We start from the raw sequence: 21,521 nt of genomic DNA on the forward strand, positions 1-21,521 counted from the left end.
GGTCACCGTCGAGCACCTCGCCGACTGGATCGCCACCCGCGGCTACGCCACCAGCTGACCCCGCGGAAACCACACGACAAGGGCCGGACCCCACACAGGGGCCCGGCCCTTCGTCATGCCCGGATCAGGATTCGCCGCCCGCGCGCACCGGCTCGGCGTCCGGCGTCGGGTCGGCCGACTCGAACCGGTGGGCCCTGCGGCGTAGCCACCAGGTGCTGGCCAGGCCGGCGAGCACCGCGAGGACCAGCCCGGCCCACGAGATGTCCTTGAGCCAGTGCTCGGCGGCCCGACCCACGGTGAACAGCAGGTACGTGGTGCCGAACGCCCAGACCAGCCCGCCGGCCGCGTTGGCCACCAGGAACCGCCGGTACGGCACGTGCAGCGCCCCGGCCAGCGGGCCGGCCAGGATCCGTAGCAGTGCCACGAACCGGCCGAAGAAGACGGCCCAGACGCCGTACCGGGCGAAGCTCTGTTCGGCCCGGGCGAGCTGTGGAGGACCGAGATGCCGGGGGAAGCGCCGGCCCAGTCGGGCCAGCAGCGGGCGGCCACCTCGGCGGCCCACCGCGTACCCGATGGAGTCGCCGACGATCGCGCCGGTGGCGGCGGCGGTGGCCACCCACTCCGGTTCGACGACGCCGGTGGCGGCGAGCAGCGCGGAGCTGACCAGGACGATCTCGCCGGGTAGTGGGACGCCCATGCTCTCCACACCGATCACCCCGGCGACGAGCAGGTAGACCGCGATCGGTGGCAGCGACACGAGCCAGTGCTGGACGTCGAACACGGTGACCCCTTCCCCGGCCGGCCTCGAACCCTACCCGCGGCGGGTCGAGCCGACCTGCCCGTGCGGTGCGGGTGCCACACCCCGTAACGCGTCCTAGGAGGCTAGGGATAAGGGGGGAGCGCGGGGTCGATGCCGGGTTGCGCAACTAGCAAGACGGACGTACGGTTTTGTTGAGAGCGGAATCGGCGGTAAGTGTTACCTAACCTCGGCGGCACCCCGGCCGGTGCGACAGACTGCTCAGGACTACTCACGGTCGCTGGTGTGAAGGAGTACGACGTGGCGAGCCTCGACACCTTCGGTGCGAAGACCCAGCTACGCGTCGGAGACGCGAGCTACGAGATTTTCCGGATCGACAAGGTGGACGGCCACGCCCGGTTGCCGTACAGCCTGAAGATCCTGCTGGAGAACCTGCTGCGGACCGAGGACGGCGCGAACATCACCGCCGATCACATCCGCCAGCTCGGCGGGTGGGACTCCACCGCGGCCCCGAGCGTGGAGATCCAGTTCACCCCGGCGCGGGTGCTGATGCAGGACTTCACCGGCGTGCCCTGCGTGGTCGACCTGGCCACCATGCGCGAGGCGGTACGCGACCTGGGTGGCGACGCCACCAAGGTCAACCCCCTCGCCCCGGCCGAGCTGGTCATCGACCACTCCGTCATCGCCGACCTGTTCGGCCGCGCGGACGCCTTCGAGCGCAACGTCGAGCTGGAGTACGAGCGCAACAAGGAGCGTTACCAGTTCCTGCGCTGGGGCCAGACCGCGTTCAACGAGTTCAAGGTCGTCCCGCCCGGCACCGGCATCGTGCACCAGGTCAACATCGAGTACCTGGCCCGCACCATCATGGAGCGCAACGGCCAGGCATACCCGGACACCGTGGTCGGCACCGACTCGCACACCACGATGGTCAACGGCCTGGGTGTGCTGGGCTGGGGCGTCGGCGGCATCGAGGCCGAGGCCGCGATGCTCGGCCAGCCGGTCAGCATGCTGATTCCCCGGGTCGTCGGCTTCAAGCTGCACGGCGAGATGCCGGCCGGCACCACCGCCACCGACCTGGTGCTGACCATCACCGAGATGCTGCGCAAGCACGGCGTGGTCGGCAAGTTCGTCGAGTTCTACGGCCCCGGCGTGAGCGCCGTGCCGCTGGCCAACCGCGCCACCATCGGCAACATGTCGCCCGAGTACGGCTCCACCGTGGCGATCTTCCCGATCGACGCCGAGACCGTCCGCTACCTGAAGCTGACCGGCCGGGACGAGGCGCAGGTCGCGCTCGTCGAGGCGTACGCCAAGGAGCAGGGCCTCTGGCACGACCCGGAGGCCGAGCCGGACTACTCCGAGCGGCTGGAGCTCGACCTGAGCACCATCGAGCCGTCCCTGGCCGGCCCGAAGCGCCCGCAGGACCGGGTGCCCCTGGGCAGCGCCAAGACGTTGTTCCGCTCGGCGCTGACCGACTACGTCGCCAACGACGAGGCCGGTGAGCGCGACCTCAAGCCGGGCGTGCCGCGCGAGCAGCTGCCGATCGGCGCCAACGGTCCCGCCGACGAGGCGAGCGCCGAGTCGTTCCCGGCCAGCGACCCGCCGGCCAACGAGTTCAGCGACCCGGCCGACGAGCCCCGCGACCTGGAGACGGCGGCGGTCGGCTCCGGCGGTCGGGCCAGCGACCCGATCCGGGTGACCGGCGCCGACGGCGTGGAGTACGAGCTGGACCACGGCGCCGTGGTGATCGCCGCGATCACCTCCTGCACCAACACCTCCAACCCACAGGTGATGATCGGTGCCGCGCTGCTGGCCCGCAACGCGGTGGAGAAGGGCCTGACCCGCAAGCCGTGGGTCAAGACCACCCTGGCGCCCGGCTCCAAGGTCGTCATGGACTACTACGAGCGGGCCGGTCTCACCCCGTACCTGGACAAGCTCGGCTTCAACCTGGTCGGCTACGGCTGCACCACCTGCATCGGCAACTCCGGCCCGCTGCCGGAGGAGGTGTCCGCCGCGGTCAACGAGAAGGACCTCGCCGTCGTCTCGGTGCTGTCGGGCAACCGGAACTTCGAGGGCCGGATCAACCCGGACGTCAAGATGAACTACCTGGCGTCCCCGCCGCTGGTGGTCGCGTACGCGCTCGCCGGCACCATGGACATCGACCTCGCCAACGAGCCGATCGGCGAGGACAGCGAGGGCAACCCCGTCTACCTGCGCGAGATCTGGCCGAACAGCGCCGAGATCCAGGACGTCATCGCCCAGGCGATCGGTGCCACCGGGTTCAGCGCCGCGTACGCCGACGTCTTCGCCGGCGACGAGCGGTGGCAGTCGCTGCCCACCCCGACCGGTGACACCTTCGCCTGGGCGGACGACTCCACCTACGTGCGCAAGCCCCCGTACTTCGAGGGCATGCAGCAGGAGCCGAGCCCGGTGACCGACATCGCCGACGCCCGGGTGCTGGCCAAGCTGGGCGACTCGGTGACCACCGACCACATCTCGCCGGCCGGCTCGATCAAGGCCGACTCCCCCGCCGGGCGGTACCTCGCCGAGCACGGCGTGCCGCGGCACGAGTTCAACTCGTACGGCTCCCGCCGGGGCAACCACGAGGTGATGATCCGGGGCACCTTCGCCAACATCCGGCTGCGCAACCAACTGGTGCCCGGGGTGGAGGGCGGCTTCACCGTCAACCACCTCACCGGCGAGCAGTCCTCGATCTACGACGCCTCCCAGGCCTACCAGGAGGCCGGCATCCCGCTGGTCATCCTGGCCGGCAAGGAGTACGGGTCGGGCTCGTCGCGCGACTGGGCGGCCAAGGGCACCATGCTCCTGGGTGTCCGGGCGGTCATCGCCGAGTCCTACGAGCGGATCCACCGCTCCAACCTGATCGGCATGGGCGTGCTGCCGTTGCAGTTCCCGCTGGACACCACCGCCGAGTCGCTCGGCCTCACCGGCACCGAGACGTTCACCATCACCGGGGTGACCGCGCTCAACGACGGCGACGTCCCGCGCACGGTGACGGTCACCACCGACACCGGCGTCGAGTTCGACGCCGTGGTGCGGATCGACACCCCGGGCGAGGCGGACTACTACCGGCACGGCGGCATCCTGCAGTACGTGCTGCGCCGCATGATCGCCAACTGACGTACCGACGTCACCAGGGCCCCTGACCGCCGCGAGCGGTCAGGGGCCCTGTCGCGTTCCGGGACGCCCGGCTACGGCGCGAGTTCCGCCGCCCGGCTCGACAGGGCACGCCGCTCGGCGGCGGAGTCCACCGCGTCGGCGGCCTGCCGGAACAGGGCGGCGGCACGCAGCCGGTCGCCCTGCCGGGCCACCAGGTCGGCCTCCACCGCCACCGCGAGCGGGTAGCCGTCCAGCCCGCCCCCGGCGCGGGCCGCCTCGAGCAGCGCCAACCCGGCGGCCGGACCGTACGCGTAGCCGTGCGCGACGGCACGGTTGAGTGCCACCACCGGCGAGGGCCGGAGGACGGTGAGCGCGTCGTAGGCCCGGGCGATCGCCGGCCAGTCGGTTGCCTCGGCGGACGCGGCGGTGGCGTGGCAGGCCGCGATCCGGGCCTGCCACGCGTACGGCCCGTCGTCGCGTACCCGGGCCAGCGCGTCGAGCGCCTCGGCGATCGCGGCCTGGTCCCACCGGCGGCGCTCCTGCCGCTCAAGCGTGAGCAGCGCACCGGCGGCGTCCCGGCGCGCCTCCCGGCGGGAGTGCTGGAACAGGAACAGCGCCCGCAGCGCGGCCACCTCGGACTGCGCCGGCATGAGCCGGTCGAGCAGCCGGGCCAGCCGGACCGCCTCGTCGGCGAACGCCGGCTCGCCGTCGGCGACGTAGCCCCTGGTGAAGAGCAGGTACAGCACGGCGAGTACGCCGGGCAGCCGCTCGGTCAGCGCCGGCCCGCTGGGCACCCGGTACGGGATGCCGGCCTGCGCGATGCGCGTCCGGGCCCGGGTCAACCGCCGGGTCATGGTCGACTCACTGACCAGGAGGAGCCGGGCGATGGCGGCGGTCGGTACGCCGCAGACGGTTCGCAGCGTCAACGCCACCCGGGCGTCGATCGCGAGCGCCGGGTGGCAGCACGTGAAGATGAGTCGCAGCCGGTCGTCCACCACGTCCTCCCCCATCCCGTCCGAGGGTTCCGCGTCGACCGGCGTGAGCACCGCCAGGTCGTGCAGCTTGCGGCGCTCCACGGCGGCCCGGCGCAGCACGTCGACCGCCCGGTTGCGCGCCACCGTCATGAGCCACCCGCCCGGGTTGGCCGGCACGCCGTCGGCGGGCCAGCGTTCCAGGGCGACGGTCAGCGCCTCCTGAGCGCAGTCCTCGGCCAGCGCCCAGTCTCCGGTCACGCGGATCAGGGTCGCGACGATCCGGGGGTACGCCTCGGCGCCGGCGGCCGCGACGGCGTCCGCCGCCGCGGCCGTGCCGGTCACCGGGCCGGCGTCTCCGTGCCGCTCGGCGGCTCCGGCGCGGGTCATCCGGTCAGGCGGGCAGGCCGGCGTACGGGCGCAGTTCCAGCCGGCCGTGCCGCGCCATCGGGTGGGCTCGCGCCACCTCGATCGCCTCGTCGAGGTCGGCGCACTCGAGCAGGTCGAAGCCCACGATGACCTCCGTGGTCTCGGCGAACGGCCCGTCGGAGACGAGCAGCTCAGCGCCGCGTACCCGCACCGTGGTGGCCGCGGTGGTGGGTGCCAGCGCGTCGCCGTGGACGCGGCGGCCCCGGGCATCGTTCTCGGCCACCCACGCGTGGATGTCGGGGACGTCGGTCGGGTCGGTGTCCGGCTCGCTGTCGGTGCAGACGAACATCATGTACTTCATGTGGGCGCTCCCTGTTGTTTCCGGGTATCGCCAGCATGACGATCGGCCGTGGCCGTTCCGGACACCGGGTGCCGGAAATCTCGCCGACCGTCGGTCAGTTCGCGCCGGCTGCGCGGCGGCGGGCCTCCCGGGTCTTCATGGCGTGCTCCATGAGCGTCACGAGCACCTCCTTGCTGGACTCCCGCTGGCGGGCGTCGCAGAGCAGCACCGGCACCCCCGGGTCCAGGTTCAGAGCGGCGTGCACCTCGTCGAGCCGGTACTGCCGCGACCCCTCGAAGCAGTTCACCGCGACGACGAACGGGGTGCCCCGGCCCTCGAAGTAGTCGATCGACGGGAAGCAGTCGGCCAGCCGGCGGGTGTCGGCCAGCACCACGGCCCCGATGGCCCCGAGCGCCAGTTCGTCCCAGACGAACCAGAACCGGTCCTGCCCCGGCGTACCGAACAGGTAGAGCACCAGGTCGTCGCTGATGGTGATCCGGCCGAAGTCCATCGCCACGGTGGTGGTGGTCTTGCCCTCCACCCCGGAGAGGTCGTCGATGCCCACCCCGGACTCGGTCAGCACCTCCTCGGTACGCAACGGTCGGGTCTCGCTCACCGCGCCGACCATGGTGGTCTTGCCCACGCCGAAGCCACCGGCGACCAGGATCTTGATCGCGGTGGGCAGTGGGGTCGCTCCCGCCGGCCGGTCAGAGTGCCCGTAGTCCATTGATTACCGCCTCGAAGATGCTGTTGTCGGGAAGACCGGCCGTGGTCTGCGGCTCGCGGACCTGAACCAGGCTGCGAGCCGCGAGGTCACCGAGGAGCACCCGGATGGTGCCCACCGGCAGGTCGAGATGGGCGGCGATCTCGGCGACGGACTGCATGCGCTGACACAGTCCGACGATCGCCAGGTGCTCCGGACCGAGGCCGACCTCCGGTGTGACGTCGGCTCGGGTCGCGGTGACCAGGGAGATCAGGTCGAACGTGCCGGTGACTGGGCGGGCCCGGCCGCGCGTCATCGCGTACGGGCGCACCACCGGACCCGCATGGTCATCCACCCACTGCTGGTCCGCGGACTCTCCCTGCACCGTCATGGCCGCTACTTCTCGCCGGCCGGCTGGTCGGCGCCGCGCGAGGGTGAGGCCACGTACTTGCCGACCCGGGTGACCAGCATCGCCATCTCGTACGCGATCAGGCCGACGTCGGCGTCCTCGCTGGCCAGGACCGCCAGGCAGGCGTTGCGGCCGGCCGCGGTGACGAACAGGAAGGACGACTGCATCTCGATGATGGTCTGCTGCACCTGCCCGCCGCCGAAGCGCTTGCCAGCGCCCCGGGCCAGGCTCTGGATGCCAGCCGCCATCGCCGCGAGGTGCTCGCCGTCGTCCCGGCTCAGCCCCTGCGAGGAGGCCATCAGCAGCCCGTCGGTCGAGAGCGCGACCGCATGCTCGGCCTGCTTCACCCGGCCCACCAGATCATCCAGCAACCACGTCAGGTCGGCACTCGAAGCCGTCTTCTGGCCCACTCGTCGTCCTCTTCTCCCCCGGCTGTTGTCGCCGTACTCGTCTGGGGCTGACCGTCACACCACGCGGAAACCCGGTTCGGTGCAGGTCAGGTAGTTTGGGGGTCCTCGTCGGTCGGCTCCGGTGGCGCGCCGGACCCGCCGCCGAGCAGTCGCGCCGCGTCGGTCCGACCGCGCCGGGTGCCGGTCTGGTAGGAGCTCATCATCCGGCGCACCTGCTCCGGCGGGCGTGCCACGTCCTCGTCCTCGGTTGTCTCGCTCGCCGCCGGGTCGTCGCGCAACTCGGGCACGATGTTGGCCTGCCGGATCCGGACGGGCAGGCCGGAGCCGGTGCGGTCCGTCTCGGCCCGGGCCGGCATCGGCCCCCCGTCGCCGTCGGTGCCCGGCGTTCCGGCGCCGCCGCTGTCCGCCGGCCCGACCGCGGGCAGGCCGGTGGGCACCGTGGGGCCTTCCAGAGCCGGCTGGCCCGGGTCGCGCCGGGACCGGCTGGGCAGGTCCGGCGTCGCGGTGGCCGGCGTCGTCCTCTGTCGGGTGGGCAGGGCGGCCTCCACCTCTGTGCCGTCGGTCTGCGCGGTCGGGGTGCTGGTGTCGGCCGCCGACGGGGCGGCCGGGGTCACCGGCTGCGGTGCGTCCGGCGTGGCCGGGGAGGCCAACGCGACCGGCGCGAGGAGGGCCGGGCGGCCGGTGTCGGTGGGGCCGGCGGTCGGCGTCGAGGGCAGCGGGACGGCCGGCGAGCCGGCCTTGATCGCGCCGGAGTCGTCCGGGTCCACGCCGTTCCCGGTGACCAGCTCAAGCGGAATCAGCACCACGGCGGTGGTGCCGCCGTACGCCGACTCCTTGAGTCGTACCTTCACGCCGTGGCGCTCGGTCAGCCGGCTCACCACGTAGAGCCCGAGGCGGGCGGCGTTGGCGAGGTTCAGCTCGGACTGGTCGACGATCCGGTGGTTCGCCGCGGCCAGGTCCTCCTCGCTCATGCCGAGGCCCCGGTCCTCGATCTCGATGGCGAACCCGTTGGCCACCAGCTGACCGCGAACCTCCACTGTGGTGTGTGGCGGGGAGAACGACAGACCGTTCTCGATCAGCTCGGCGAGCAGGTGGATGATGTCGCCGACCGCGCGACCGGCGAGCGAGACCGGCCCGAGCGGCAGCACGTTGACCCGGGTGTAGTCCTCCACCTCGGCCACGGCGCCGCGCACCACGTCGACCATCGGCACGTTGCGCCGCCAGGCCCGGCCCGGCGTGGAGCCGGAGAGCACGATCAGGTTCTCCGCGTTGCGCCGCATCCGGGTGGCCAGGTGGTCGACCCGGAACAGGTCCTCCAGCTCCTCCGCGTCGTGTTCGCGCCGCTCCATGGCGTCCAGCAGGGTGAGCTGGCGGTGCACGAGCGCCTGGGTGCGCCGGGCCAGGCTGAGGAAGACCTCGCGGACGTTGCGGCGCAGCTCGGCCTGCTCGACGGCGGTGCGCAGCGCGGTCTCCTGCACCGCGTTGAACGCCTTGCCGACCTGGCCGATCTCGTCGGTGCCGAACTCCAGCGGAGGCGCCTCGGTGGCCACGTCGACCTCCTCGCCGTGGCCGAGCCGCTCCACCACCCGGGGCAGGCGCTCGTGGGCGAGCTGCCAGGCCGCCTGGCGCAGCCGCTCCAGCTGACGCAGCAGGGTCCGGGCCGTGGTGATCGAGACGACGACGGAGGCGATGACGGCGAGCAGGCCCAGGCCGGTGGCGAGCACCAGCCGGACGACGACCATCACGGCGACACCGGTTGCCCGGCCCACGATGCCCTCGCCGCCGGCGGCCACCGCCTCGTTCACCTCGGCCAGCGCCGGCTCGACCGTGCCGCGCCACTGCTCGGCGCTGACCGGCAGCTGGGTCGCGGGTCGGCCCTCGCGGATGATGCCGTCCTGCACGGCGCGCAGCCGGGTGAACTCCTCGCCCGCGACGAGCTGCTGGTAGCGGCGTTCGTCGGCGTCGCCCAGGCGGGCGCGGGTCTCCTCACCGAGGAACCGTTCGGCGCCGACCAGGGCGACGTAGCGGGCGTACTCGGGCCCGCTCATCCGGCCGTTGCCGAACAGGCCGCTGAGCAGCGCGTCCTCCTGGGAGATCAGCTCCTTCATCCGGTTGAGCTGGATCAGGGCGGCCGCGTCGGCGGCGATCTCCTTGTCGTCCAGGCTGCCGGTGACGTCGTAGATCTGGAAGATCGACTCGATCGCGCCGGTGTACGCGTCGGCGGCGGCGATCCGGTCGATCGAGCGGCCCAGCACCGCCGCGCGGGTCTGCTCGAGCGCGTTGATCTGGGTGATCGACGTGGCCAGCTGGGTGTCGAGCGCCGAGCTGCCGGCCACGTCGACCTGCCAGTTGCGGACCGAGTCGGCGAAGTCGGCGGCCAGCTGAGCGGACTTGCGCTGCTCGGCCTCCAGCGCCGCCCGCTGCTCGGCGTCGGGGTTGCTCAGGTACGCCTGCGTCAGCCGCCGCTCCAGCTGAAGCTCCTGGAGCAGCGGTTCACTCGGCGCATAGACCTTGCTGTTGAGCAGCTGGACACCGAGAAGGTTGAAGCCGTCACGCAGGGTCACCCACGCCGCGAACATCCAGAGCGCGACAAGGGAGAGCAGCAGGGCGACAACCTTGGTGCGGATACTCGTACCGCGAGAACGCATTGAACCGTCCCAGGCAGGGCGTTGACTCAGCTCATCAACGGGTGATCATGGAGGGCGACGTCCCACCGCAGCGGGGCATACGGGGCTGAGGCTCTGCGTACGCTAGCAGTGTCCACACAACCCCTCAAGTTGTTGTTTTTGTTGCCCGGTAACCACAATCCACCACCGAACGGCCGAGACCCTCGGTGCGGATCGCGGCCAGCCGGCAGGCGGCGAGCACCGCGGAGCGGACGATCGCCAGTGGACAGTAAAGCTCCTTGCCGTACCACAGTGGAGGGTGGTCCCGGAGGGCCGGTTCGTGCAGGTAGGCGTGCCCGCGAGCCACCGCGTCGTCGACCCCCGCCACGACTGTCGGCGCCGCCAGCAGGATCTGCAGGGCGTACGCCGTCTCCTCGACGGTGCCGACCCACCGCCCCCACGAGCCGTCGGCGCGTTGGGTCTCCAGCACCCAGCGCACCGCCCGCCGCACCGCGTCTGCCACCCCCGCGCCCCGGCCGAACTCCACCAGCGCCAGCACGCAGCAGGCGGTGGCGTAGTACGGCGAGGCGTGCCACCGGTCCTGCCAGCCACCATCGGCCCGCTGGTGCCCGGGCAGGACGACGCTGAGCCGGTCGACGGTCCGCCGGTACCGCGCGTCGGCGTCCGGGTGCGCGGCGAGGTGCTGGCCGAAGGCGTCGAGCACGTGCGCGTTGGTGGTGACCGAGAAACCGTCCTCGCTCCCCGGCCAGGTGCAGAAGCCGTCCGCGGTCTCGTACGCCCACAGGCCGGCCGGGTCGGCCGGGCGGCCGAGGCGGGCCAGCGCGTCCAGCGCCACCGACGTGGTGTCGGCGTCGGTGGGCAGGCCGTCGCCGGTGGCGATGCCCTCGGCGCCGGCGGCCCCGGTCAGGCTCTCCAGGACCGCTGCCGGCGGGTTGACGGCGACACCGGCGCGACGCAGCCCACTGAGCACCCACGCCCGTTCGAACACGGTGATCGGCGCCGGGCAGGGCACCGGGCCACCACCGTCGCGGATCAACTGCCGCAGGAAGGCGTGCGCGGCGGGGCCGGCGTCCGGGCCGGCCCTGGTCAGCCAGGTCGCGGTCGCGGCGGGCGACGCGCCCACGGCGGTGAGGGTGGGTCCGGCGTCCGCCGGCGTCGCGTCCAGCACCTCGTAGAAGTGGGCCAGCTTCGCCGGCAGCGGCACGCCGGCGGCGACCGCCGCCCGCACCGCGTGCAGCCGGTCCGGGCCGAGCCCGGCGGGCAGCCCCAGCGGTGGGCGGGGCAGCCGCTCGGCGGTCGCCCGGTCCAGCCGGGTCAGTCGGGCGTTGATCGAGTCGACGAGCGCCGGGACGATGAGGTCCAGCGCCGGAGTGTCCGGCAGTGCCCGGGCGTCGGTGGCGAGCAGCATGCCGGCGAGCGCGCCCAGTCCACGCGCGACCGGCGTCACCAGGTCCGCCGGAGCCCCGCCGTCGGCCAGGGCGGCGAGCAGCGCGTCGGTGGCGCTCAGCGTGGGCACCAGCGCGTACCCCTCCGGCGGGCCCCACGCGCCGTCGGTGCGTTGGGCGCGCAGCAGGAACCCGATCCGCTGCTGGTGCCCGGCCAGCCAGGGCGCGTCGGCGACCAGTCGGCCGGTCTCGTACACCGAGGAGGCGACCTGCCCCCAGGGCCGCAGTGCCAGGCCCGCGATCAGCTCGCGCGCCGCGTCGGTGGCCGGGTCGCCGCCGGTGGCCGGGTCGGCCAGCACCCGGTACGCGCGGTCACTCATCACGCACCCCCCAGAAGTCCGACACCTGGTAGAAGCCGCCGGTGAAGGAGATCTGGCGGTGCAGGTAGTCCGCCTGGCGCGGGCACCGCTCGCCGAGGGCGGCCAGCTCCGCCCGGGACCGGGCGGTCAGCTCGGCCAGCCGGGTGTGCACCTGTGCCGGATCGGCGACCAGCAGCAGCGCGTTCAGGTCGCCCCACTCGGCGTCCCGGCCGTGCGTGGCCAGGTCGTTGACCAGCCGCAGCACCCGCTGCACGCCACGCCCGACGGCCAGCAGGTCGGTCAACTGGGCGAGGGTGTCGTCGTCGCCGGTGGCGATCCAGTGGGTGACGTTGACGAAGGAGCAGGCGAGGTTGTCGGCGTTGTCCAGGTAGCCGTCGAGGTCCGGCAGGCGTTGCCCGGTGGCCGGGTCGGTCGGCAGCTTCTTCCAGTCCCACTCCCGGGCGACCGCGTCGAGCATCCGGGCCAGTTCGTCGCGCCAGACGGGCCGCAGGCGGGCGAAGGCCGGCACGGCGGCCAGGTCGTCGCGCAGGTCGGCCAGCAGCCGGGCCAGGTGCCGCCCCGGTGGTGGCGTGGCCCCGTCGGCCACCGCCAGGCAGTCGGTCACCACCGCCCGGACGTCGTCGGCGGACCGGGCGAGATAGTCGACCTGCCAGTCGGCGGCGAAGACCCAGAGCAGGGTACGGGTGGTGATCCGCAGCTCGGCGGCGGTGTGCCAGGGCGCGGTGAAGGCGATCGCCGTGGCCACCGAGCTGAGCAACGCCGGGTCGAACGGCCCGGCCGCGAACAACTCGGGGTGGGTGGCGGTGACGTCCTGCAGGTCGCGTACGCCGCGCACGGCGAGTGCGGAGACCCGGCCCTGCTCGGCGACGGCGTCGTGATCGGTCTGCACCGGCCGCGGCGCCCCCGTCACGATGCGACCGGGCGTTCGACCGGGGTGAGGATCAGCTCGGCGCGCTGCTTGGGTTGCAGGGAAGCGCCCATCCGCGGCGTCAGGTCGACCGGTTGGCGCAGCCGGAAGCGGTAGCGGCTCAGCACGGTGCTGACGATGAGCTGCGCCTCCAGCAGGAACAGGTACTGCCCGAGGCACTGGTGCGGGCCACCGCCGAACGGGAAGTAGGAGTAGCGGTAGGGCCGGCGGGGCCGCTCCGGGGCGAAACGCTGCGGGTCGAAGAGATCCGGGTCGTCCCAGAACGTCGACATCCGCTGGGTGACGTACGGGCTGACCAGCACCGTGCCGCCGGCCTTGATCCGCACCCCGCCGAGCACGTCGTCGCCGACGGCGGTGCGGGGAATCATCCAGCCGGCCGGGTAGAGCCGCAGCATCTCGTCGAGCACCATCCGGCCGTAGCGCAGCTCGGGCAGGTGCTCGCGGCGGACCCGGTCGGTGCCGACCACGCGCTCGATCTCGTCGGTCATCAACTCGGCCACGTCGGGCCGGGACGACAGCACCGGCCAGAGCCAGGAGAGCAGGGCGATGGTGGTCTCGGTGGCGGTGGAGAACATCGCCACCACGTCGCCGCGGATGGCGTACTCGTCGGGTTCGCGCCCGTCGGCGCGGGGCCGGCAGAGGGTCGAGATGATGTCGTCGCCGTCGGTGGGCCGCGCCCGGGCCTCCCGGATGATCGGCAGCACCACGTCGTCGATGGTCCGCACCGCCTCGCGGAAGCGCCGGTCGCCGGGCATCGGCACCGCGTACGGCACGAAGGGCACCAGCAGGCGCGGGAGCATCGCGGTGGTGACGGTGTCCAGCGCGGCGCTGATCCGTAGCGCGTCCGGCACCGAGATCCGGTCGGCGAAGAGCACCCGCATGGTGGTGCGCAGCACGATCCGGGTCAGCTCGGCGCCGCCGTCGATCGGGCGGCCCTCGCGGGCCGGCTCCAGCCACTCGTCGACCGCCTCGTTGATCGCCTCGGCCATCCTGTCGACCAGTGTCTCGGCGCGCTTGGCGGTGAACAGCGGTTGCAGCGCTCCCCGGCTGGACTCCCAGACCGCACCCTCGGCGACCAGGATGGCGTCGCCCACGATCCGGCGGACCGGCCGCCAGAGCAGTCCGTCCCCGTCACGGGTGTAGTTGGCAACGTTGTCCCGCAGCACTCTCTGCAGGTGCTCGGGGTGACTGACCAGGTAGGGACGGAACGAGCCGAGGTTCAGCCGGACGACCTCGCCGGCGGCGGCGTCCGCGAAGCCCACCAGGGCGCCCAGCGGGTCGCGGGCCAGCGCGGGCAGGACGCGACGAAGCGGGATCATCCGGGGTTCGGTGCTGACGGGGGCGGGGCCGGCATCGGACACCTGGGACATCGCAACCACGTCTCCTCGTCGTACCGCTGGCCGGAGCGGTCCACTTCGGCCGGTCGGGACTGTGGAACTTCCACCTTCTGGGCGACGGAAGCATCTCACCAAATGCGAAGCACCTCCAGACCTGTGTTCGTGGAGATTCCCTCGCCGCGCCAAGCTCCCACCGGCGGACGCGACCCCCTGGTAGTCCTGAGTGGACGCTCAGGAAGGCTTCCGCCGCAGGTCGGGCAGCACCCCGCCCGAACGGCCCCGGGCGCGCTGCCCGGGCGGCCGTCAGCGCCGAGGGACCGGGACACCGGGGCCACCGGGCGACGCCCGACCGGCCGCGACCGTGACGTGACCGGGGACGCACCGGTACCCCCGAATCCGGGCGATGCCGGGCACCCTGTGCCAGGCTCTGTGGCATGGACGACAAGACCATCCTGAACCGGATCTCCGAGCTGGTCGACGAGGAACACAAGCTGCGCGCGGCGGCCCAGGCCCACGAGTCGGGCACCGAGGGCGAGGCCAGCGAGCGGCTGCGCGACCTGGAGGAGTCCCTCGACCAGTGTTGGGACCTGCTGCGCCGCCGCCGGGCCGCCCGGCAGAGCCACGGCGACCCGGACTCCCAGGGCGAACGCCCCAAGCCCGAGGTGGAGCGCTACCTGCAGTGACCCGCACCGGCGGGTCGGACGGCCAGGTTGGCCGTCCGACCCGCCGGCGTCAGCGGATGCCCGCCTCGCGCAGCAGCTCCCCGGTCAGCGTGCCGGGATCGACCTGCTCGGCGGGCAGCCCCCGGGCCACGAACCAGGCGCCGACGACCCGCACGTCGCGGGCCAGGAACTCGGGTCCCTGCGGGTTCGCCACCACGTCGACCACCTGCGGCAGGTCGATCACCACCAGCCGGCCCTGGTGCACGAGCAGGTTGTACGGTGACAGGTCGCCGTGCGCGTAGCCGGCCCGGGCCAGCACCCGCAGCGCCTCCAACAGTTGCGCCCAGAGGTCGCGCAGCTCGGCAGGGCCGGGCCGAAGCTGAGCCAGCCGGGGCGCGGCCTGCCCCGACTCGGCGTCGCCGACGAACTCCAGCATCAGCTCGGTGCCGCGTAGCTGCACCGGGTACGGCACCGCGATCCGGTCGTGCCCGGCACCGATCTCCCAGAGCCGGGCCAGGGCGTCGAACTCGGCCGCCGCCCACTGCCCGGCGATCATCTGCCGGCCGAAGGCGGTCCGGCCGGCCATCGCCCGGTTCTCGCGGGACCGGCGCACACGGCGGCCCTCCAGGTAGCCGGCGTCCCGGTGGAACAGCCGGTGCTCGGCGTCCCGGTACCGCTTGACCGCCAGCAGGCACGAGCGGTCGGTGTCGGGCACCGCCCGGCGGACCAGGTGTACGTCCGCCTCCTTGCCGGTCTTCAGCACACCGAGTTCGGTGTCCTTGGCGGCCAACTCGGTGACCAGCCAGTCCGGGTACGGCTGCGGCCCGTGCACGGCGTCGTCCCAGGACGACCAGCGGTCGCCGGTGTCCGGGTCGGGTTCGCCGTCGGGGTCCGCGGGCGGCTCGGTGGGCCGCCCGCGCTTCAGAAACTGCGGTTCGTCGTCGTCAAAGCGGCTCCTGCCGCGGCTCCGGCGCTCAAGCGCCGGAAGGTCGTGATCGCGCACTGTGGTGAGGTTCCCTTGGTCGAGGCTGATGAAGGCAGCTGGAAGCGACCTGCGAAGACGGCCATGACCGACCCCCTCTCCTCGACCGGGCGCACGCCCGGGGTGCACGATGCGCCGACAATGCTCGCCGCCGACGCGGCAGCGGTCAACCGAATTACCGAAGCGCCGTCCGTCAGCCCGCGAGCACGGTGGCGACGGCGGCGATCAGCCCGTCCACGGTGCGGCTGGGCGCGAACCGGACGTCGGACCAGGTACGCCCCCGGTGCAGCCAGACACTCGGCAGGCCGACCGCGGCGGCGCCGCCGATGTCCGCCTCCGGGCTGTCGCCCACCACCCAGGCGCCGCGCAGCGGCATCCGGACCCGCTGCGCGGCGAGCGCGAAGATGCGCGGGTTGGGTTTGCTGACCCCGGCCTCCTCGGAGATGACCCAGTCCGCGACGTAGCGGTCCAGGCCGGTCTGGCGGATCTTGGCGTCCTCCACCCGTACCGTGCCGTTGCAGACCACCACCGGCACCCAGCCGGCGTCGTCGGCGATCCGCAGCGCGCAGGCGGTCAGCGGATCGAGGCGGGTCTGTGCCACGACCCCGTCGTGCAGCTCCTCCACCAGGTCGATCGAGGGCATACGCAGCTCGTAGCGGTCCCGGATGGCGTCGGCCAGGTCCCAGCGATCGGTCAGCCCGTCTGCGTCGATCGAGATCAGCCAGTCGATGTCGGTGGAGGGCGCGCCGATGCCGTCCAGGAAGCGCTCACCCCAGCGGCGGAACGGCCCAGCCCGATCCAGCAGGGTGTTGTCCAGGTCCAGCAGGAGCAGTGGCACTCGGGCACCCTACGGGACCGACGTGTCCGCCAACAGACCCGCCGGTATCGACCTGACGACGGGGGTCAGCCCGTCAGCGACACCCGCGGACCGCCCTGGTGCGGCAACCGGTCGGCGAGCATCGAATGGGCCGCGCGGGTGGCCGTCAGCTCGGCCGGATCCAGCGTCGCCACCAGGACCGACGTGCCCTCGTCGGCGCCCCGGGCAAGCGCCCGTCCCTGCGGGTCGTAGATCGCCGCGCCGCCGTTGAACCGCCACGGGTCGGCACCCCCGACGGCGTTGGCGAAGACCACGAACATGGTGTTGTCCAGGGCGCGCGCGGCGTAGTACAGGTCCCGGCGGTGCTCGGAGCCGGCCAGGTAGCCGCTGGGACACAGGTAGCCGTGCGCGCCGTCGAGCGCGGCGGCCCGGCCGTGCTCGGGGAAGCAGCCGTCGTAGCAGATGCCCAACCCGAGCCGCCAGTCGTCGACGAGCAGCGTGGCTCCCCGCCCGCCGGGGACGAACAGCTCGCGCTCGTCGCCCCACAGCTGCTGCTTGTCGTACCCGACGCGCACGGTGCCGGCCCGGTCGACCACCAGGGCGGCGATGGTCCGCCGGCCGTCCGGGTGCCGGACCGCGGCGCCGACCAGCACGGTGACGCCGGCCTCGCGCGTCGCGGCGCGTAACGGGTCGAGCCGGGGGTCGGCGACCACCCCGGCCGGGTCGGCCGCGACGTCGGTGCCGGCCGGGTCGGCCGCGAGGGTCGGCGGGTGGTACGCGCAGAGGTACAGCTCGGGCAGGACGGCCACCCGGGCGCCCTGCCCACCGGCCCGGCGGACCAGGTCGGCGGCGGCGACCGCGTTGCCGGCGACGTCACCGGGCGTGGGGGTGGCCTGGACGGTGGCCACGGTCAGCGGAGCGGTGGGCGCGGTGCGGGGCGGGGTCACGGGGCGATGGTAGCGGTGAGCTGCCCTGCGGCATACCAAGCCGTACGTACGGTTTGCACGGCCCGGGGTGACCTGCGACGATCGACGCGTGCCCAGAGTAAGCCAGGATCAGCTCGACGCGCGCCGGCAGGAGATCCTCGCCGCCGCGCGGGCGTGTTTCGCCCGGCTCGGCTACGAGGGGGCGACCGTCCGTCGCCTCGAGGAGGCCACCGGGCTCTCCCGGGGCGCCATCTTCCACCACTTCCGCGACAAGGACTCGCTCTTCCTCGCCGTGGCCGAGGACGACGCGGCCGCCATGGTCGAGACGGTGGCACGCAACGGCCTCGTCCAGGTGATGCGCGATCTCCTGGCCCGCGCGGTCTCCCCGGACACCACCGGCTGGCTCGGCAGTCAACTGGAGGTCTCCCGCCGCCTGCGCACCGACCCGGCGTTCGCCAAGCGGTGGGCGGAGCGGTCCGCCGCCATCGCGGAGGCGACCCGGGACCGGCTGGCCCGCCAGCGCGACGCCGGCGTGCTGCGCGAGGACGTACCGATCGACGTGCTGGCCCAGTTCCTGGAGCTGGCCTACGACGGCCTGGTGCTGCACCTGGCGATGGGCCGGCCCGCAGGCGAGATGGGCCCGGTGCTCGACCTCGTCGAGGAGGCCGTCCGCCGTCGCTGAGCGGGCCGCCCCGCCGGACGTGGCGGCGCTGCTCCACAATGGGGCCGCCGATCCCTGCGGCGACAGGAGCAGCCGATGATCGATCTCGCCTCGTCGGGCGACACCTGGGGCATCCCCGGCCCGACCTTCCTCCGGCTCTACCTGCTGGCGACCGCCGTGGTGGTGGCGCTCGCGGTCTTCTACCGGGTCCGTCCGGGGGCTGGCTCCACGGACACCAGCGCCGGGCCGCTCGGTCCGCAACAGGTCGCGTACCTCAACGGCGGGCCCCGCCTCGCGGTGCACGCCGCCGTCGGCGGTCTGCGCAGCAGTGGCGCGATCGGCGTGGGAGCGGATCGTCGGCTGCTCACCACCGGCCCGACGCCGTCCGGGCTCACCCCGCTGGACCAGGCCATCCACTGGGCCGCCCACCAGCGGGCCCGGGCCGGTGACCTGCCGCAGGACCGGCGGGTCCGCGAGGCGCTCGACCAGCTCCGGGTCGGCCTGGAGCAGCGCGGGCTGCTGCGGAGCAAGGCGCAGCACGACACCGCCCGCCGCTGGGCGGGGTTCGTGCTGGCCCTGCTGGGCCTCGGCGTCATCCGGGTGGTCTCCGGCCTGTTCAACGACCGGCCGGTGGGTTACCTGATGCTCGCCCTGATCCCGGTCTTCGTCGCCGCGCTGCTGCTGCGCCGCGTGCCTGAGCGCACCCGCGCCGGCCGCGCCGCCCTGCGCGACGTGCGCCGCCAGCACACCCACCTGGCCCCCGCCTCCGCGCCGGCGTTCGCCACGTACGGGGCGGCCGGCGCGGCGATGGGTGTGGCCCTGTTCGGCACCGCCTCGCTCTGGGCACTCGACCCGGGTTTCGCCGAGCAGGCCGAGATCCAGCGCCAGGCGGCGTCCGGCGGCTGGTCGGGCTCCAGCGGCGGGACGTCGGGCGACGGCGGGGGCAGCTCGTGCAGTGGTGGCAGCTCGTGCGGCGGTGGCGGCGGCTGCGGCGGTGGTGGGGGGTGCGGCGGATGACGGGACCGTCCGGCGTCGGCATCGGCTGGCGGCCGGAGATCGCCGGCTTCGTGGCCGAGCTGCCCGGGCTGCGCTTCGTCGAGGTGGTGGCCGAGTCGGTGCCGGCGAAGGGGCCGCTCCCGTCGGGCCTGGCGCAACTGCGCGAGCGCGCCGTGACCGTCGTACCGCACGGGGTGCGGCTCTCCCTCGGCGGCGCCGAGCCGGTCGACCCGGCCCGCGTCGCCCACCTGGCCGCGGTGGCGCAGCGGGTCGACGCCCCGCTGGTCAGCGAGCACATCGCCTTCGTCCGGGCCGGCGGCCTGGAGGCCGGGCACCTGCTGCCGCTGCCGCGCAGCCGGGAGGCGGTCGACGTGGTCTGCGCCAACGTGGCCCGGGCGCAGGCCGAGCTGCCGGTGCCCCTCGCGCTGGAACCCATCGCCGCGCTGGTCGACTGGCCCGACGACGAGCTGGACGAGGGCGACTTCCTCACCGAGATCCTCGACCGGACCGGGGCGCTGCTGCTGCTCGACGTCGCCAACGTGTACGCCAACGCCCGCAACCGGGGCACCGACCCGCTCGCGCTGCTGGACCGGCTGCCGCTCGACCGGGTCGCCTACGCGCACGTCGCCGGTGGCGCCGAACACGGCGGCTACTACCACGACACGCACACCGACCCCGTGCCGCCACCGGTGCTGGAGCTGGTCGGCGCGCTCTGCGCCCGCCGTCGACCGCCGGCGCTGCTGCTGGAGCGCGACGGCGGCTACCCACCGGCGGCCGCGCTCCGCTCCGAACTGGACGCCCTGGCCGCCACCGCGGGCTTCCCGGCCGTGACATGACCGACGCCTCCCCGCCCACCAGCGCTCCCGGGAGCGATCCGCACGGCGGCCGCCTCGCCGAGCGGCAGGCGGAGCTGGTCGCGGCACTCGTCGCCGGGGGTCCCCCGCCGGCCGGGTTCGCCCCGGGTCCGCTGGCCGCCACCCGGGCGGCCCTGCTCCGCAAGCGGGCCGGCGAGGTCGCCCGGCACTGGCCGTTGCTCGCCGCCGGCCTCGGCGCCCGCTGGGCCACGACCTTCGCCCGCTGGGCCGCCGACCGCCCCACCGCCGGGTCGCTGCGCGACGGATGGGACCTCGCCCGGGCACTGCACGAGCGGGGCGTGCTGCCCCCGGCGGGCGCGGACGAGCTGGCCGTCCGGGAGGCGGGTCTGCGCTACGACGGGCGACGGGCGCCGCGTCCGCGCCGGCTGCCGGCGGTGACCCGCGCCGACGGCGCCGTCGCGGTGCAGATCGCCGGTCGGGTACGCCTGCTGCGCCCCGCTCCGCGCCCACCGGCGCCGCCCCACGCCGATGGCGACGGTGCGGCGGATGCGGCAGGATCGGCGGCATGGATCTCGGACTGACCGACCGGGTGTACGTCCTCACCGGCGCCTCCCGCGGCCTGGGTTACGCGACCGCTCAGTGCCTCGTCGCCGACGGGGCCCGGGTGGTGCTCTCGGCCCGGGACGCCGACGCGGTGGCCGCCGCCGCCCAGCGGCTGGGCGGACCGGAGCGGGCCGTCGGGCTGGCCGCGGACCTGACCGACCCGGAAACCCCCGGGCAGCTCGTCGCGGCGGCCCGGGAACACTTCGGCCGGCTCGACGGCGCACTGATCTCGGTCGGCGGGCCGCCAGCGGGCAAGGCGGCGCAGATCAGCGACGAGCAGTGGCGGCGGTCCTTCGAGACCGTCTTCCTGGGCACCGTCCGGGCGGTACGCACGGTCGCCGACGCGCTGCCCGAGGGCGGCGCGATCGGGCTGGTGCTCTCCACCTCGGCCCGTGGCCCGGTGCCCGGGCTCGGCATCTCCAACGGTCTGCGGCCCGGTCTGGTCGGGGTCGCCAAGGACGTCGCCGACGACTACGGCCCACGCGGCGTGCGGGTCGTCGGTCTGCTGCCCGGCCGGATCCTCACCGACCGTAACCGGGAGCTCTTCGCCGCCACCGGTGACCCGGAGCGGGCCCGCGCCGAGGCGGAGGCCACCATCCCGCTCCGGCGCATCGGCGACCCGGCCGAGTTCGGGCGGGTGGCCGCGTTCGTGCTCTCCCCCGCCGCGAGCTACCTGACCGGCATCACCGTGCCGGTCGACGGTGGCGCGCTGCGCGGCCTGTGACGCCCGAACCGCGCCGGCGGGACAGCGACGGTGCCGGGCATCCCCGGCCAACCCGCGCGGAGCTGGCCGCCGCCGCGGACCGGACCATCCCGGACGTTCTCGCGCCGAGGCTCGCGGTGCTCTTCGTCGGCATCAACCCCGGCCTCTGGTCGGCGGCCACGGGCTGGCACTTCGCCCGACCCGGCAACCGGTTCTGGCCGGCGCTGCACCAGGGCGGGTTCACACCCCGGCTGCTGCACCCGAGCGAGCAGGACGAGCTGCCCGCCCTCGGGCTCGGCATCACCAACATGGCCGCCCGGGCCAGCGCCCGCGCGGACGAACTGAGCGCCGCCGAGCTGCTCGACGGCGCCGGAATCCTGACCGCCAAGGTGACCCGGTACCGGCCGCGCTGGGTGGCGGTGGTGGGGGTGACGGCGTACCGGGTCGGGTTCGGCCGGCCGAAGGCCACCTTCGGCCCGCAGCCGGAGCCGCTGGCCGGGGCGCGGCTGTGGGTGCTGCCCAACCCGAGCGGCCTGAACGCGCACTTCACGCCGGTCACCCTGGGCGCCGCGTTCGCCGAACTGCGCGTCGCGACCGGCCTGCCCGACCGCCGCCCGGCCTAG

The 21,521-nt window shown here is 73.8% G+C and carries 21 protein-coding genes; 8 read left to right on the forward strand and 13 right to left on the reverse strand.

Going from position 1 to position 21,521, the window contains the following annotated elements:
- Positions 1-124 precede the first annotated feature (124 nt).
- Positions 125-781, reverse strand: a complete 657-nt coding sequence (locus ACTWLT_RS29610; protein ID WP_445321198.1) for a DedA family protein — start codon at positions 779-781, stop codon at positions 125-127.
- 261 nt (positions 782-1,042) lie between these two features.
- Here ACTWLT_RS29610 and ACTWLT_RS29615 point away from each other — a divergent pair, with 261 nt between their 5' ends.
- Positions 1,043-3,895 carry an aconitate hydratase gene (locus ACTWLT_RS29615; protein WP_445321199.1) on the forward strand — a complete coding sequence of 951 codons (2,853 nt, stop codon included), beginning with the start codon at positions 1,043-1,045 and terminating at the stop codon, positions 3,893-3,895.
- A 71-nt stretch (positions 3,896-3,966) separates the two neighbouring features.
- Here ACTWLT_RS29615 and ACTWLT_RS29620 read toward each other — a convergent pair whose 3' ends face one another.
- The 9 genes from ACTWLT_RS29620 to ACTWLT_RS29660 all read right to left on the reverse strand — a co-directional run bounded on the left by ACTWLT_RS29620 (position 3,967) and on the right by ACTWLT_RS29660 (position 13,712).
- Positions 3,967-5,235 (reverse strand): RNA polymerase sigma factor, encoded by a 1,269-nt coding sequence (locus ACTWLT_RS29620; protein WP_445321200.1) that lies wholly within the window; start codon positions 5,233-5,235, stop codon positions 3,967-3,969.
- A gap of 4 nt (positions 5,236-5,239) precedes the next feature.
- Entirely contained in the window at positions 5,240-5,575 is a 336-nt protein-coding gene (locus ACTWLT_RS29625; RefSeq protein WP_445321201.1) for a YciI family protein, read from the reverse strand.
- Positions 5,576-5,669: 94 nt separating this feature from the next.
- Complete coding sequence (locus tag ACTWLT_RS29630; RefSeq protein WP_252420229.1) at positions 5,670-6,281, reverse strand: GTP-binding protein; 612 nt, start codon at positions 6,279-6,281, stop codon at positions 5,670-5,672.
- On the reverse strand, positions 6,262-6,648 hold the full coding sequence (locus tag ACTWLT_RS29635) for a DUF742 domain-containing protein (RefSeq protein ID WP_252420231.1): 387 nt from the start codon (positions 6,646-6,648) through the stop codon (positions 6,262-6,264). Before ACTWLT_RS29635 ends, ACTWLT_RS29630 begins: the two co-directional genes overlap by 20 nt.
- 5 nt (positions 6,649-6,653) lie before the next feature.
- Complete coding sequence (locus ACTWLT_RS29640) at positions 6,654-7,076, reverse strand: roadblock/LC7 domain-containing protein (RefSeq protein ID WP_252420233.1); 423 nt, start codon at positions 7,074-7,076, stop codon at positions 6,654-6,656.
- Positions 7,077-7,162: 86 nt separating this feature from the next.
- Complete coding sequence (locus ACTWLT_RS29645; RefSeq protein ID WP_445321202.1) at positions 7,163-9,724, reverse strand: sensor histidine kinase; 2,562 nt, start codon at positions 9,722-9,724, stop codon at positions 7,163-7,165.
- A gap of 124 nt (positions 9,725-9,848) precedes the next feature.
- A complete protein-coding gene (locus ACTWLT_RS29650) occupies positions 9,849-11,468 on the reverse strand; it encodes a prenyltransferase (RefSeq protein ID WP_445321203.1) in 1,620 nt (539 codons plus the stop codon).
- Complete coding sequence (locus tag ACTWLT_RS29655; protein ID WP_445321204.1) at positions 11,461-12,378, reverse strand: terpene synthase family protein; 918 nt, start codon at positions 12,376-12,378, stop codon at positions 11,461-11,463. Before ACTWLT_RS29655 ends, ACTWLT_RS29650 begins: the two co-directional genes overlap by 8 nt.
- Entirely contained in the window at positions 12,375-13,712 is a 1,338-nt protein-coding gene (locus ACTWLT_RS29660; RefSeq protein ID WP_445321231.1) for a cytochrome P450, read from the reverse strand. Before ACTWLT_RS29660 ends, ACTWLT_RS29655 begins: the two co-directional genes overlap by 4 nt.
- Positions 13,713-14,167: 455 nt before the next feature.
- Between ACTWLT_RS29660 and ACTWLT_RS29665 the strand changes: the two genes are divergently transcribed.
- The gene (locus ACTWLT_RS29665) at positions 14,168-14,416 is read left to right on the forward strand and encodes a DUF2630 family protein (protein WP_445321205.1); all 249 of its coding nucleotides are present in this window, start codon (positions 14,168-14,170) and stop codon (positions 14,414-14,416) included.
- 49 nt (positions 14,417-14,465) lie between these two features.
- On the opposite strand, the gene ACTWLT_RS29670 is transcribed toward ACTWLT_RS29665, so the two are convergent.
- The 3 genes from ACTWLT_RS29670 to ACTWLT_RS29680 form a co-directional block, all read right to left on the reverse strand.
- Positions 14,466-15,398, reverse strand: a complete 933-nt coding sequence (locus ACTWLT_RS29670) for a serine protein kinase RIO (RefSeq protein WP_445321206.1) — start codon at positions 15,396-15,398, stop codon at positions 14,466-14,468.
- Positions 15,399-15,570: 172 nt separating this feature from the next.
- A complete protein-coding gene (locus tag ACTWLT_RS29675) occupies positions 15,571-16,215 on the reverse strand; it encodes an HAD family hydrolase (protein ID WP_252420239.1) in 645 nt (214 codons plus the stop codon).
- A 65-nt stretch (positions 16,216-16,280) separates the two neighbouring features.
- Positions 16,281-17,141, reverse strand: coding sequence for a carbon-nitrogen hydrolase family protein (locus ACTWLT_RS29680; RefSeq protein WP_445321207.1), 861 nt, complete (start codon positions 17,139-17,141; stop codon positions 16,281-16,283).
- Between the two features lie 88 nt (positions 17,142-17,229).
- Between ACTWLT_RS29680 and ACTWLT_RS29685 the strand changes: the two genes are divergently transcribed.
- The 6 genes from ACTWLT_RS29685 (at position 17,230) to mug (ending at position 21,521) form a co-directional block, all read left to right on the forward strand.
- The gene (locus tag ACTWLT_RS29685; RefSeq protein ID WP_252420241.1) at positions 17,230-17,802 is read left to right on the forward strand and encodes a TetR/AcrR family transcriptional regulator; all 573 of its coding nucleotides are present in this window, start codon (positions 17,230-17,232) and stop codon (positions 17,800-17,802) included.
- A gap of 75 nt (positions 17,803-17,877) precedes the next feature.
- Positions 17,878-18,798, forward strand: coding sequence for a TIGR04222 domain-containing membrane protein (locus ACTWLT_RS29690; RefSeq protein WP_445321208.1), 921 nt, complete (start codon positions 17,878-17,880; stop codon positions 18,796-18,798).
- Positions 18,795-19,613 carry an MbnB/TglH/ChrH family RiPP precursor modification enzyme gene (locus tag ACTWLT_RS29695; protein ID WP_445321209.1) on the forward strand — a complete coding sequence of 273 codons (819 nt, stop codon included), beginning with the start codon at positions 18,795-18,797 and terminating at the stop codon, positions 19,611-19,613. The genes ACTWLT_RS29690 and ACTWLT_RS29695 overlap by 4 nt, the downstream gene beginning before the upstream one ends.
- On the forward strand, positions 19,610-20,173 hold the full coding sequence (locus tag ACTWLT_RS29700; RefSeq protein WP_445321210.1) for an SCO6045 C-terminal-like domain-containing protein: 564 nt from the start codon (positions 19,610-19,612) through the stop codon (positions 20,171-20,173). The genes ACTWLT_RS29695 and ACTWLT_RS29700 overlap by 4 nt, the downstream gene beginning before the upstream one ends.
- Positions 20,158-20,919 carry an SDR family oxidoreductase gene (locus ACTWLT_RS29705; protein ID WP_445321211.1) on the forward strand — a complete coding sequence of 254 codons (762 nt, stop codon included), beginning with the start codon at positions 20,158-20,160 and terminating at the stop codon, positions 20,917-20,919. The genes ACTWLT_RS29700 and ACTWLT_RS29705 overlap by 16 nt, the downstream gene beginning before the upstream one ends.
- Positions 20,916-21,521 (forward strand): G/U mismatch-specific DNA glycosylase, encoded by a 606-nt coding sequence (mug, locus tag ACTWLT_RS29710; protein ID WP_445321212.1) that lies wholly within the window; start codon positions 20,916-20,918, stop codon positions 21,519-21,521. Before ACTWLT_RS29705 ends, mug begins: the two co-directional genes overlap by 4 nt.

Source organism: Micromonospora yongxingensis (genome assembly GCF_052601155.1).